Consider the following 13,186-nt stretch of genomic DNA (forward strand, 5'->3'; position numbering starts at 1 on the left):
CGGGCCCCGCCGGGAGCTGGTCTCACACGGCGGGGCCGGGCCGGATCGGCCGGGGTCAGCGGCGGTAGAGGCGGTGTTCGTGCTCGATCTCGACCGGCCCCGGTGTGAAGCCGTGGTAGCGAGCCAGGAGCCGGGCAGCGGCCCGGTAGGAGCTGGCGTGGCCGACGAGTGCGCCGTGGTCGTTCTCGACGCGGTAGCGGCCTCCGTCGCGCAGCACGGTCCCGCCCTGACCGGTGGCGCCGAGGCAGACCAGCGCCTTACCGGGCTCGACGACATCGACGTTGATCACGCCGGTGGAGCGCTGCGGTTCCTTCGTGGGTTCCGGCGACCGGGTCGGTTCCGGGATGGGCCGCAGGTGGTCCCAGCGGGACACCATGTCCCGCGTCGCTTTCGGCACGAGCACCGAGCGGGTGGGACCTTCAGCGCCGTTGTGGTGGAGGTGGTGGGTGCCGCCGAGCCGCAGGTGTCCGGTGTCGAGAAGCTGGCCGACGGTGTCCCCGTCGTGGCGGGCGACCGCGTCGGCGCAGCCAGGCCGGGCCGGGTCGGCGCGCAGGACCAGCCCGCTGCGTTCGATGACGAACAGCCCCGGGTCCTGAGCCAGAGCGACGACCCGGGCGACCTCGCGCGGGTCCTGCGTCGCGGCGGGGCCGTGGTCGGTGGTCTCGACGGTGACCGGCTCCCCGAACAACGCACCCTGAACCGTGCCGGTCATGCCGACCACCACCAAGTGGCGCGGGCCTCCCACGACCACTCCCGGGCGAGCTGCCGGATCACGTACCACTCCGCGACGACCGCACCAGCGGTCACGACCCAGAACCAACCCGACGCTGATCCCAGGTAGAGCCAGGTCCCGCCGACGATCAGCGCGAACAGCAGGGTGAACCTGGCCCAGGTGCGGAGCACCCATGCGGTGGTGGTGCCCATCAGGCGGCCCCCCGCTCGGTGTCGAGGTCGATCACGTCCGCGTCCGGCGGCGGGGTGCAGCGGCTCACCAGGTCGGCGATGTCGTCGTCGGAGACGAACGCGGCCCGGAAGCGGACCGGGAGGCGGGAGCCCTTGTCGATGACGAAGCCGATCCCGGCGTGGCGGGCGTCGCCGGGGATCTCATCGGCCAGCGCACCTCGCTCCCGTGCGCCTTCGCCGAGGACCATGTCGACGTGGGAGGCGGCGGTGACGCCGAGGCAGATGCGCTGGGTGAACAGCTCCCGGACGTCCACGACGTCCTTGGAGGGCTCCTGTAGGTAGCCGTGGACGGCGAACAGTGACGCCCTGCCCTGGGTCATGACCTCCGCGAGCAGGCGGAGTGCGTCGCGGACTGAGGTGCGGTCGCCGTAGGCGGTGAGCATGGCCATCTCGTCGATGACCAGTAGCTCCACCGGGGTTCCTGTGGAGGGGGTACAGGCGCGGATGTTCTGGTCGCGCATGTCGTCCTGCCGGTCCCGCATGGCGTCGCGGAACTCCGTGAGCAGCTCCAGTGCCTGTGGCATCGAGGTGGCGTAGCGGTGGAACAGCGGTGCGCCCTGTTCGGTCTCCACCCCGCCCTTGAGGTCCACCATCCACACCCGCACTATGCCGTCGCGGATGCACGGACCCACCCCGCGCAGCGTCGACCAGAGGACGGAGCCCTTGCCCGCTCCGGAAGCGCCGGCCACGAGCCGGTGCCCGCCGATCACGGGAGCAGTGAACGGTTCGCCGCGCTCGTTGTCCCCGATCTCCACCGCACCCAGGTCCACATCCTCGGTGGTCTCCGGGATGTCCGGGGCGGGGATCGTGCGGGTGAACGGAAGCTCCCACTCGATGACGATCGCGACCACGCCCGGGCGGTGGCGGGTGATGGCGACCCGGTGCGCGATCAGGGCTTCCCAGAGGATCGAGGAGCGTTCCTGCCAGTAGGCGACATCCTGGCCGCGGACCATGCGGACGTAGACGGTGTCGATCGACGCCGAGGACGACCGGACCCGCAGCACCCGCGGGACGAGGAGATCGCCGGTGTGGCGGTGCTCCTTGGTCAGTCCGCAGTCGGACATGAGCTGGGCCCAGCGACGGCCGCGGTAGACCGTCCACCGCCGCCACGTGGCCCGCAGAGCCGGTGCGGCGAACCGATCGAAACTCGCCGGATGGGCACGACCCCAGACCGCCACAGAGACGACCAGCACGGTCAGGAAGACCACCGTGACGATCGGGCCGAGCATCAGCGCCAGCCCCAGGACGATCAAAGGGACCGCGACGAACCCGGGATGACGCGCGGTCCAGGCCAACGCCTGGAACTCCCGACCCGGCGGCCGAGAAGCACGACCCACATGAGTGCGTGCCGGGCCGTTCATGCGTGTTGCAGAGCTACTACGCTTGTTCACTGCTACCAGTCCTCACGAGAATGTGTGTCGGGTAGCAGGGGCGCCCGCTGTGTGTTTCCGCCAAGAATCAGTGCAGCGGGCGACCCCACCACCCAGAGATGGGTTACTTCTGTTCGCGCAATGCCCCACGGGCCGAATCCAGGTGCACAGTCAGGTGCGCGACGTCGCGGGCGAGGTTGTCGTGGGTGTTCTTGAACCCACCCGTCCGATACGGAATCCCGTGCAACGAGCGCCGGAGTTCGCGCATCGCGGCATCCAGTTCCTCAACGGTGCGGTCCACAGCCTTCGACATGGCGTTCACTTCCTCCATTCGCGGGAGACCAGCTCGGCCTCCCACTTCTTCGCCGACGACGCCATCACCCGCAGCGAGGCGTGCGCGGTCTTGGCCGAGGCCCGGATCTCCTCCGGCGACGCGGTCGACCAGTGCTCCCCCTGGACGCCGGCCTTCGCTGACATCCCCTTCCCGGACCGCTTGGACTTGGAGTCGGTGGCCTTCGCGGCGACCTTGTCGGCTTCGGCGAGGGCGTCGCCGACGAGCTGCAAGGCCCGCCAGAACTCTCCGTACTTGCGCAGCGCTCGCCGGTTGACCTTCGGCAGGGTCTTGACCCGGTCGCGGGCCCCGAGGTTGATCGCCACGGCTCAGACCCCCTTGCGGATCGCGAGCTGGGCTAGGCGCAGCCCTTCGGCGACTCCGGCCCGCCACGCCTGCTCCGTCGCCACCACCGGGTGCTCGGTGCGGGCCCAGCGGCGCCGCTCGATCTCCAATCGCCGGACCAGGCGACCTACCCCGGTCGTCACCCGTGGGCGGACGCTCGTGTTGGTGTTCATGCCGTCATCTCCATTCCGACCGACGGCGCCGGGCCGTGGGTCTCGCCGTCTCCGAAGCAGCCCGGGCAGACCCCGGAGCCACCACACGCCCCGCACTCGACACCGCAGGTCGACTCGCCGTAGCCGTCGCACACATCGCACGCTCGGCTACCGCTGCATTCGCCGCACACCACCGCAGATCACCCCTTGGCAGGGGACATAGGTGTCCCCGTCTCGGAATTGCTGGGAATTGCCGGAACACCATTCCGGCAACAGAAAGTGGGCCGCTACATCAGGCGACCGGCCCGCTTACGCTCGCGGGCAGAACCGACGACTCAGAGGTCGGTCAGGAGTGGTTCTCGTCGTCCTTGCCCCGTCGCATCGGCGCGGGAGCGGGGTGGGCGTGCTTGAGGCCCATCGCCTTGAACGCGATCCCCGACACCGTGCGCCCGTCGGCGGACTCGATCGAGTACGGGTTGATCTTCGGGTCGATCAACTGCACCCGGGCGTCCTCCCCGAACCCCTCACCCGGGTCCGTCGTCAGGGTCACCTTGATCTCCTCACCCTTCGGCGCCCGCTGCCCCGCCGCCACCTGGAGCTTCGCGAACAGCGACACCACGAACTGGGTCACCCCGTCCCGGTCGGTCACCGGCACCTCCGCGCCGTTGGCGTCCTGTCGGGTCTTGGGTGCGGGCGGCTCCACCACCGTGAGCTTGTAGCTGTCGAGCACCACCGGAAGATCCCTCATCGTTCCACCTCTCGTCGTTGATACCCCTAAACTCCTGCTCGGTCAGACAGCTCGTTCAGGGGGCTAAACAAGCATGGCGCCGGGCGTGGCCCTTGTCAAGGGGCCTAAACTGGCGGGCGTGGTTGATGTTGATGAGGAGTTCCACGCGCTGCGTTCGGAGCCGGATCCGGTCCGACGCGGTCGGCGTGCAACCGACCTGCTGGCTACCTACCAGCAGCGATCGGTGGAACTCGCGCGCATCCGTCGCGCCGCGGTCGAAGAGGCTCGTGACCAGCTCGGCGGCAGCTATACCGAGGTGGCCCGTGCGTTCGGCCTGACCAAGGGCAGGATCACCCAGATCCGGAACACCGCGCCCCCGCCGCATCGGGCGTTCTTCGGCGTCGGTCCGCTCGACATCGCACTACCCGGCCGGCGCCTGCTCGACCGTCAGGACGTCGTCATCGCCACCGAGGACGACGCCACCGGTGCCTACCTGACCGAGGAGACCGAGCGCCTGGCGTTCACCGTCGAGCGTCGCATCATCGACCCGCGGCAGGAGTGGGAACCCGAGCGCGACGCCGTGGTGGTCTGCGGTCCCGCGTCAGCGCACATTGGGAACTTGCTCATGCAGCGCGACCCGCTTCTCACGATGTCGATCGGCGACGGCGCCCGCTGGGCCATCATCGACCACGAGACCGGCGAGCGGTTCCTGTCCCCGATGGACGACGAGCAGCCCAGCCGCGCAGACGTCGCCTACGTGGCCCGCCATGCGATGCCCTCCGGCGCTGTAGTGGTCCACATTGCCGGGATCCACGCCCTCGGGTCGGTGGGAGCGGCGCACTACCTCATGGAGCATGTGCCCGAACTGTGGGCCGAGTTCGGTGACGACTCGTTCAGCATGGCCATCGGGGGACAGTTTCACGAGCTGAACCCCACCCGTCTGGACATCCTGGTGCCGCCCCGACGGTGGCCCCAGTGAGCATCCACGGTGCGCTATTACCGGCCGGATCACTTCCCGGGCAAGACCGGTGGATCGCAACACCGCACGGCATCGTCGTGCTCGACGGTGCCACCGCAAGCGCACCCGAGGTCCCACCGGCTGAGCGCTACGTCGACACCCTGCTTGACGCCCTGGCTACCCGACTCGCAGGCCGCGACGAACTGCCTGACGTCATCGCGGAGGCGATCGCCGACGCCACGGGCACCCTGGGAATCGCACCCGGGGGAGGTCCGTCATCGACTGTGGCCCTGCTCCGGTGGACCGAGACAACCATCGAGGTGGCGGCACTCGGTGACAACACCATCGTGCTCGGACTGACCAGCGGGGGAGAGGTTCGCCTCCGCGACGATCGCCTCTCCACCGTCGCCCCAGCCGCCCGCCGGAACTACCACGAGCGCCTACGTCACGGCCACGGCTACGACGACGGACATCGCGACCTCCTGACCACCATCCAGCGCTGCGAAGTCCAGGCCCGCAATACCCAGGACGGCTACTGGATCGCCGAAGCCGACCCCGCCGCGGGACACCACGCCGAGACCATGCAGCTCACCAACGAATCCGTCTCCTGGGCCGTCATCGCCACCGACGGCGCTCAACGGGTCATCGACCATCTCGGCCTGCCCTGGGCTGATGTTGCCGCCAGCGACGACGCGGAGCTCCAAGCTCTGCTTGGCCGGCTGCACCGCTGGGAGACCGAGAACGACCCGAACGGGCAGGCCCTCCCACGAGCCAAGCCGCACGACGACAAGACCCTCGTCGTCTGGCAGCCCAACCGAACATGACCAGCGTGCCGCGCCACTCCGTGGCCGTCGCCGGGGTCACCGTCCGCGAAGACGGACGCATTCTCGTTGTGCAGCGCCGCGACAACGGCCGCTGGGAAGCGCCGGGCGGGGTCCTCGAACAGGACGAGACCTTCGAGCAAGGTGTCGTCCGGGAGATCGCCGAAGAGACGGGTGTGACCGTCGCCGTCGACCACCTCAGCGGGGTCTACAAGAACATGACTATTGGCGTCGTCGCCATCGTTTACCGCTGCCACTTCGTCTCCGGCGCGCCGACGACCACCGCGGAATCTCAGCGCGTCGAGTGGCTCACGGCTGACGAGGTCGAGGACCGCATGATGCCTGCCTACGCCGTCCGGGTTCTCGACGCGCTCATCGCAGAACCCCGCTCACGGGCTCACGACGGGACGATCGTCCACCCCTCCTGAACAGCACGAATCGCACCATCGGGCGGCGACAGCGCTCGCCGTGTCTAAACCTTCCATTCGGTATCAAGGCGCCCTTCGGGCGCTAGCAGTCGGTGAACGTGCGCTAGCCATCGCACCGTCCGGGGCATGCGGCCTCCGGCCGGTCCCCGGACGGTGCCCGATTCGCTCTGGAGTAACTCCGAAGTCACGGCATCGTCAGTGTCGCCGAGAGGTGTTGATTTCAAAGGTGCGGAGGTAGTCAGCATAGAGACGGGAAGTCGCGACCCCTCTTGGGCAGCGGGCCGAAATCTGCTGATACTCGGACGCTGAGTCAGTAACGATGAAGATCTGTCTCAGCTGAAATGCATCTGCCGGTCTCGCGGAGAGCGCCTGAACGAAGTCCGACCATTTCGCGGTATCGAACAGTATACCGTAGGACGCATCGTCGGGTGCGCTCCATCCATTCGACTCAATCTCAGATATGCGACGCCCCTGCGCTCCCGCCTTCAACCATAGCATCGGCGCGATCGCTTCAAAGCGTCGTCCGAGCGAAACAAGTGCCGGATCCTCGTACGTAAGGTCAAAGAACTCAACGTTCTCACTAAAGCCGTCACTGAATGGGAACTCATCGACGAAGCGATAGTTGCCGGTGACAGGTTCGCCATTCGGGGTGTACCCTGTCAACGCCGATGTAATTCGCGGCTTCGTGATTTGCTCGCAGATTCCTTGCGCTTCCCATTCCTTGTCGCCCGGAACGTATCCCCGCGCTCGAAGGTCCTTTGCCTCCCCCGGTGATACTTCATTATTTGTTACGATTATCGATCGGCGGCTACCAAAATCTTGATGGTTAAGTCGAGCAACGGCGTGGAGCGTCGTGCCTGATCCTCCGAAGAAGTCCAATACCAGTGCGTTCGGTTTGTCGACTAGGTAGTAGCGCAAAGCATCTTCGACTGCATAGAGTGATTTGGGATAGGGAAACTTTCTACTGGGAATGAATGAGTTAAGCATGATCGACCCGTGCGTAGTTGCGCTATAAGCAGGATTTGTCCAGATTGTCTTGCCAATCTGAGACCGTCGCACATTCTCGACCGTCTCAACCACGAGGGTGCCGTGTTCGTCAGTCCCAACTACTGCGAGCTCTCCTTGTTCGATTGCGCGCATGTGACCTGAAGTCAAGAACGAGAAGCCCCAACGGCCAGTTCTCTTATCCTTCCTTCCGAGGCGTATCCGTCCCTCATTTAAGTACTTCCGAAATGTCTTATCGGATACCTGCCAGCAGGCCTCGGATCCATCGCTCTTGATCGGCCAGACCTCGAAGCAGCCTCTGGGGGGAGCCGGTGCCGCCGAACGCGGTAGCCCTTCAGCTAGGTGATCCCCACAGCCGACGATCCTCTTGCTGTCCTCATCGACATAGATTGGGAAGAACTTGGCTTTTGTATCTTGTCGACGCGAATTTCCACCCGATCTCTGCAGCACCTCCCACCGGAAGGTTTTCGCCTTCCCTTCCGCATCTGCGAGTGTAGACACTCCAGGTGTTGTGTCAGTGCGTGTGCGTGCTGGCCGTGCGCCCCCGATGTGAACGAACAGTAGTTGCTCATCGACACGGGTGAACTGGTCTACGATCGATGCACCCGCAGGATTGATTAGCACGCTAACCATTTGAATCTTACTGGTCGGAAAGATCTGACCAAGCAGTAGCGTGAGACGGTGCACTTCGTTCTCGTCGATCGCACAAATCAGGACCGATTCGTCACGCCGCAATAGCCGTTTGGCAACTCGCAGGCGGCGGTCCATAAAGGACAGCCACTTGCTGTGGCGATACGGGTCATTTGAATCGACGTAGTTATTGTTGTACTTCCAGTCCCTAGCCCCTGAATTATAGGGCGGGTCAATGTAAATCGCGTCGATCTGCCCCTCGAACGGATAAAGAAGGGCTTCAAGGGCGTGGTAGTTCTCGCTATTAATTACGGAATGAAACGGCTTGCCTGCCGACGCTCCATCCTGTCCGCCACCGCGAAGGACCGATCCGGTTGAGACCAGGCCTGGGTAGATTGGATCGCCAAACTCGCGAATGACAACGACTCTGCTAAGAGGCTCGCGGCGTACCTCGCCATCCGCATCATGGAGGATCGCAAAGTTCGAGTCTCTTTCCAAGTTCGCGACAGTCCAGAGGCCTGTTTGATCGGTCTGCGTACGATCCCGGGTTCCGGGCATCATCACGCTGACTCTGTCCCCTACACGAGGTCTAAGTCGAGGTAGGAGAAGGCTCTCCGGCTGATGCCGGTCGAAGACCAAGCCTAGGCTTCTAGTTTTCGTGGTCTTATCGTATTCAGCCTTAAGGGCCGCTCGAAGCTCGGGGTCACGAACTGAGTCGATAAGATTGTCAATATGAGCCATCGGTCGCCCCTCGCCTAGTAGCGGACACTAAACTCTCTGAAGATGTCATCGGTGGAAGCGCTGCGCGAGAGGTTGTGAATCGCTTCACGTACGTCTGACCGAAAGTGGTCGAGCATTCGATACTGGCCATCAATCTGGGCGACCGATTGAACTCTCTGAAACTCATCCGCGTGCTCTATAGAGTACTTGGAGATTCCGTGTAGCTTGGCAGCTGCGTCTGCAAGGTGAGTTCCGTGGGGGTCGACAATGGAAGCAGTCAACTTGCCACTGACCTCATTGAGGAAGATGAAGTCGGGTGACATGCCAGCTACCCCTGCACTCGTAGTGTAGGGAATCTTGAGAGAGTGGCGACCACTACTTGGATTTCGGTACCAGGCGACACAGCCAGACTCTAGCTCAGTCTTGACAACGTGAGCTTCCCAGTCTGACAACAAAACCCTGAAGTTGCCCTGATCATCCGACAGGATGTGCTTGGGCCAACTCTCGCCGATCGCGTCCTCGGTCCTGCGAGTCGGCACGATTATCGACGTGCGGAGCGGGCGGTCCGCTTCGCGCTTGATTCGGTCAAAGGCGTCCTGGTCGGCATCACTAAGGTGAGTGATGGACGAAGCAAATCGATCAAACCAGCTCTCAAGAAGCTGAGAAGCACGTGTGTCGAGTTCCTGCCGCAAATTCTCCTGACTCGCAAGAGCTACTGTCAAGATGAACGCTTCGGCAACGTCGTCATCCGTCGGTGCATTTCGAGACGCATAAGCATTCGCTAGGCCCTCTGGAAGCAGACTTCTGGCGCGGTTCATAAGGTACTCGAGGCCGCGCCAGTCGAGTGCTATAGCAGTGCTTGTGTCGATGGACGAGCCAGCGGTTCCAAGATGTATCGATTTCTCGAAGAGTCTGGTCGTGCGCGCGTGCGTCAGGAGATCGTCTAGCTCGCCAGTTTCTTCCAGCATCGACTTATAAACGTCGATCGCAGCCAGCAGCTGGTTCCGGAACTCGGACTGTGCTGCAGGGTGAATGGTGTGAGAGCCGTACGACTTCGCCAGCAGGGTTGCGAGTGTTGAAAGACGTGAAATTGGCGACCGGTAGGAGCGGCGAGGAATTGTATAGGAAGGCAGTCGTTCGATCACTTCGAAGATAGCGGTGGAGCCGTTGGAGGCCTTGAGTTCCTGGTTAGGACACTTATCGCTAAATAGGTCAGGAGAATCTGGTGTGGTTGACGGCTCGATTGGCGGAAGTGAAGTGGGGCTGCCTGCAGGGCGCGAGCTTGTTGGCGATTGGGTTGTGTTCGGGCTACCGGGGCTAACGAGGAATGATTCGGTTGTGTCGGTCGATCCGATGTCGCGGCTGGGATCCGAGCCGGCATTATCGGACGAACGCTCTGTTGTCGTCTGTGGTTGACTCGGTCCGCCGCTAAGGGTTGGGTTCCGTGTAAGTGTAACGGGTGTCGTGACGACCGAGTGGGTCGCGATTAGGAGATCGTCGTCTCCCCGTCGAAACTTTTCGGCGATAGCGTCAACGGCGGCTCGCTCGAAGCGAGGAAGAATGCAATGGACTGAGTTGAGGCTCTCGTCAGTGTTAACTCGCCGGGCAAGTGGAGTGCGAACCATGCGGCCCATAACTTGGGTGATCGAGTCAATGTCCTTAGCGACTCGCAGTGACACGAGCACCTCGGCGCGAGGGCAGTCCCATCCCGTTGTGATTGCGGTTTTGCAGAAGACGACTCGCGCGGAACTTCGGTCTTGGATGTCCTCGGGCGGGCACCAGTGAATCTTCGACTCTCCAACTTGTAGATCGGAGTGGTCGCCGAAGACATGAACAATGTTCGATGCAGAGATTTCCGGCCACTCGTCGAGTACTGTGCCTACCAAATCTGCTAGATCGTTAGCCGAAGGCTTATCTGCCACCTGAACCACGAGAGCTGGAAGAACATCCTCGTCCCCACTCGACGTGGTGTACTCACGCCATCGGTCGTGATACTGGCGGGTCCGCCGTACTGCATGGCGAACGAGGGTCGTTTCGGCGGCTTCTACGCCGTCGGTATGTCCAAGGACGATCTGGTCTTTCAGGAGGCCAGAGGATCGGACGTCGTCGACGTCGATAGTGTGCGCTCGAGTATTGCGTCCGAGATCCGTCATCGCATTGACGAACCGCTTCGGCGTAGCGGAAATACCCCACACCACGGGCGCCGCCGGCCGTCCAGTTGATCCGCCGCCGATTATCTGCGAAACAATTGTGTCGCGATCGCGGCGTGCGCCGTTAGCACTCATGCCTCGATGTGCTTCATCGATGATAACGGTGAAGCCGAAGGGTCGCTTCTGGATTGTGTTCGCGATTGTTTCCCAAAGAGACCACTCGCGGTGGTCGCTACGCGGCTTCGCAAGATTTGCCGTCGTGCTGAGTTTCTGAATGTTGAGAAAGTATACCCGACCGGGTTCGAATATCTCTTCGTCGAAGTCACTGTCGATCGTAATCAGTCTATTTGGCTGTAGGGCAGAAGACGCTGCCATCATCTTGTGAAGCGTCTGTCGGTTCAGGCTAGGATCATCTGTCACCCAAAGAAAGGTGGCCTCGCCAATTCCGGGCGTCGTCTCGTCATCGTCGAGTGACGCTTCAACAACCGCTGTGGCAACGACGGTCTTGCCTGCTCCGGTCGGTGCCGCTAGTACGACGGCCGAGAGCTCCGTAGGGTCGTCACGGTGCTCTCGGGCAGCTCTGACCAGGGACCTTGCGACCTTGTCCGCAGCGTCTGCCTGATAGTCGAGAAGTTCCAGCTTCAAGATCGTTCCTTCAGAGGCCGGCGCACGTGAGGATAACCGTGGTGACCTTACTAACTGCTCTTCGTCAGCCGGTCAGCGCCATACGATCGTGGTAGCAGCAGCTCTGGTTCCAGCTCCAGTGCGTCCCCTCGCCGGGAGGCAGGTCTCCGGGATGGCGGGGGACCGTGCCATCCCGTCGACCTCCCGGAGGGCGTACCGCACGGCCGCCCGTGGGCGGATCGTGGCAGGGTCGGTGCGGCAGCGTCGAGGGCCGCCCACGGGCGCCCGCACGGTCGGTCTGGCGACAGGTCGACGGGATGGCACTCAGAAGGCGCGGGGGAGCGGGCTCGCCCCCCGGGTTACCCCCGGAATTCAACGGCAGAAGCCGACGGCGGACCGTCGTCGGTGGAAGATGCGGCGGCGAGTCCGCGCAGTGCATGAGTGGCGACGGCGAACGTCGAGCGCAGCCAGAAGAAGTGGATCTTGTCTCCGCGGGTTCGGGGTTCGATCCCCCGGGGGCCCACACAATCACCAGGTCACAGCGTCGCGCTGATCATCTCACCAAGATCGCAGTACCACTTTGGGACCACTTACCCGTCCCCGTCGTTGTCGAACATGCCCTCCAGGACCTCGGCCGTCTCACGGTCGGTGAGCCTGCGCCCGAGGTAGCGGTCCTGCGTCATGCTGATCTTGGAGTGGCCCAGCTGGTCACTGATCTTCCGGACAGTCACGTTCGCGTCGTCCAGGAAGCTCGCCACGGTCTTACGCAGCGTGTGGCTCACGAGCCCGTCCAGCTCGGCGTCGTCGCGCACCTGGCGCCACACGCGGCGGACGTTCGCGGGGTCGCGCCAGCCGCCCAGGGAGTCCGGGAACACCGCCTCCACACCCGGGCCGATCGCCAGGCGCCGGCGCTTCAACATCGTCAGCCCCCACGACGGGATGGGGACCAGGCGCTCACCCTTGCGGCCCGACTTGGTCGACGGCAGCCGGAGCAGGCCGACCCCGGTACGGCGGACCAGACGCCAACGGACGTCCACCACGCCCTCGTCGAGGTCGACCTCCGACCAGCCGACCGCCAGGGCCTCACCGATCCGGACACCGGTCGCCAGCATCATCCGGGTCAGGTCGGGCAGGTCCCAGTCCCGTGCCTTCGTGCTCTGCTCCACCGCATCCAGCCAGGCCGTGCGTTCGGCCGCGGTCAGCGAGCGCGGAGGCCGGCGGGGCTCGGAGTCGATCCGGGCGACCTCCCGGACCGGGTTGTAGGCGATCGCGCCGTGCCGGGCGGCGAGCTTCATGACGCCCGAGATCACGATCTTCGCCGTCCGGGCCCGGGAGGACGAGCGCTGCTTGATGACGCCGAGCGCCCGGTCCACGACCGGTGTGGTGATCTCCCGGACCCGCAGGTCGGCGAGGGCCGGCCGCACGTGGCGGCGGTAGATCGACCGGTAGATGTCGAGCGTGCCGGGGCTGCGCCGACCGGACTCCACAGCCTCCTCGACCTCGGCGAGCCACAGGTCCGCGACCTTGCCGAACCGGGTGTCGGGCACGACCTCGGACTCCTTCACCGGGGTCTGCCGGTCCACGAGCGCGGCGCGCAGCGCACGGATGGCGGCGGCCTTGGACCTGCCACGCCGCTTCACCTGGCGGGACACCCCGTCGAAGTCCCGGAACCGGGTCTCGGCGACCCACCCGGAGCTGTCCTCCCAGGCGGTGATGGCCCCGTAGCTGCCGAGCGGCATCGGCGGGCGCGCCATCACGCCACCCCGTCGTCGAGGCCGTCGAGCCACGCGGCGACGTCGGTCGGCCGGTACCGCAGGTGCTTGCCCACCCGGCGGCACGGCGGCCCGTAGCCGGTCTGGCGCCACGAGTAGAGCGTCTGCACCGGCACCCGCAGGTACTCCGAGACGTCCTGCACCGTCCACAGCGGCGCGATGAGCTGCATGTCGTCCATGTCGGGTCTCC

Annotated in this window: 14 protein-coding genes; 3 read left to right on the plus strand and 11 right to left on the minus strand. The window is 64.4% G+C overall.

What is annotated here, in order from left to right:
- Positions 1–55: 55 nt before the first annotated feature.
- The 7 genes from MTO91_RS02180 to MTO91_RS02210 all read right to left on the minus strand — a co-directional run bounded on the left by MTO91_RS02180 (position 56) and on the right by MTO91_RS02210 (position 3,909).
- Entirely contained in the window at positions 56–712 is a 657-nt protein-coding gene (locus MTO91_RS02180; protein WP_476653546.1) for a hypothetical protein, read from the minus strand.
- The gene (locus tag MTO91_RS02185) at positions 709–924 is read right to left on the minus strand and encodes a hypothetical protein (RefSeq protein ID WP_208820661.1); all 216 of its coding nucleotides are present in this window, start codon (positions 922–924) and stop codon (positions 709–711) included. Before MTO91_RS02185 ends, MTO91_RS02180 begins: the two co-directional genes overlap by 4 nt.
- Complete coding sequence (locus MTO91_RS02190) at positions 924–2,258, minus strand: FtsK/SpoIIIE domain-containing protein (protein ID WP_476653548.1); 1,335 nt, start codon at positions 2,256–2,258, stop codon at positions 924–926. The genes MTO91_RS02185 and MTO91_RS02190 overlap by 1 nt, the downstream gene beginning before the upstream one ends.
- Positions 2,259–2,457: 199 nt before the next feature.
- Entirely contained in the window at positions 2,458–2,664 is a 207-nt protein-coding gene (locus MTO91_RS02195; RefSeq protein ID WP_476653549.1) for a hypothetical protein, read from the minus strand.
- The gene (locus MTO91_RS02200) at positions 2,652–2,990 is read right to left on the minus strand and encodes a hypothetical protein (protein ID WP_476653551.1); all 339 of its coding nucleotides are present in this window, start codon (positions 2,988–2,990) and stop codon (positions 2,652–2,654) included. The genes MTO91_RS02195 and MTO91_RS02200 overlap by 13 nt, the downstream gene beginning before the upstream one ends.
- Before the next feature lie 3 nt (positions 2,991–2,993).
- A complete protein-coding gene (locus MTO91_RS02205) occupies positions 2,994–3,182 on the minus strand; it encodes a hypothetical protein (RefSeq protein ID WP_075332859.1) in 189 nt (62 codons plus the stop codon).
- Positions 3,183–3,507: 325 nt separating this feature from the next.
- The gene (locus tag MTO91_RS02210) at positions 3,508–3,909 is read right to left on the minus strand and encodes a hypothetical protein (RefSeq protein ID WP_476653552.1); all 402 of its coding nucleotides are present in this window, start codon (positions 3,907–3,909) and stop codon (positions 3,508–3,510) included.
- Between the two features lie 85 nt (positions 3,910–3,994).
- Between MTO91_RS02210 and MTO91_RS02215 the strand changes: the two genes are divergently transcribed.
- From MTO91_RS02215 to MTO91_RS02225, 3 genes are read left to right on the plus strand one after another with little or no spacing between them, the layout of a single operon-like run.
- Positions 3,995–4,867 carry a hypothetical protein gene (locus MTO91_RS02215; protein WP_476653554.1) on the plus strand — a complete coding sequence of 291 codons (873 nt, stop codon included), beginning with the start codon at positions 3,995–3,997 and terminating at the stop codon, positions 4,865–4,867.
- Positions 4,864–5,670: a hypothetical protein gene (locus tag MTO91_RS02220; RefSeq protein ID WP_476653555.1), complete on the plus strand. Its 807-nt coding sequence runs from the start codon at positions 4,864–4,866 to the stop codon at positions 5,668–5,670. Before MTO91_RS02215 ends, MTO91_RS02220 begins: the two co-directional genes overlap by 4 nt.
- Positions 5,667–6,095, plus strand: coding sequence for an NUDIX hydrolase (locus tag MTO91_RS02225; protein WP_476653556.1), 429 nt, complete (start codon positions 5,667–5,669; stop codon positions 6,093–6,095). The genes MTO91_RS02220 and MTO91_RS02225 overlap by 4 nt, the downstream gene beginning before the upstream one ends.
- Positions 6,096–6,290: 195 nt before the next feature.
- Here the strand turns inward: MTO91_RS02225 and MTO91_RS02230 are convergent, their stop codons facing one another.
- From MTO91_RS02230 to MTO91_RS02245, 4 genes are all read right to left on the minus strand, one after another.
- Positions 6,291–8,291: a site-specific DNA-methyltransferase gene (locus tag MTO91_RS02230; RefSeq protein WP_476653558.1), complete on the minus strand. Its 2,001-nt coding sequence runs from the start codon at positions 8,289–8,291 to the stop codon at positions 6,291–6,293.
- A 194-nt stretch (positions 8,292–8,485) separates the two neighbouring features.
- Entirely contained in the window at positions 8,486–11,245 is a 2,760-nt protein-coding gene (locus tag MTO91_RS02235; RefSeq protein WP_476653559.1) for a DEAD/DEAH box helicase, read from the minus strand.
- 569 nt (positions 11,246–11,814) lie between these two features.
- A complete protein-coding gene (locus MTO91_RS02240) occupies positions 11,815–12,978 on the minus strand; it encodes a tyrosine-type recombinase/integrase (protein ID WP_476653561.1) in 1,164 nt (387 codons plus the stop codon).
- On the minus strand, positions 12,978–13,175 hold the full coding sequence (locus MTO91_RS02245) for a helix-turn-helix domain-containing protein (RefSeq protein WP_158092192.1): 198 nt from the start codon (positions 13,173–13,175) through the stop codon (positions 12,978–12,980). Before MTO91_RS02245 ends, MTO91_RS02240 begins: the two co-directional genes overlap by 1 nt.
- Positions 13,176–13,186: the final 11 nt, after the last annotated feature.

The organism is Pseudonocardia sp. 2-7, assembly GCF_056341085.1.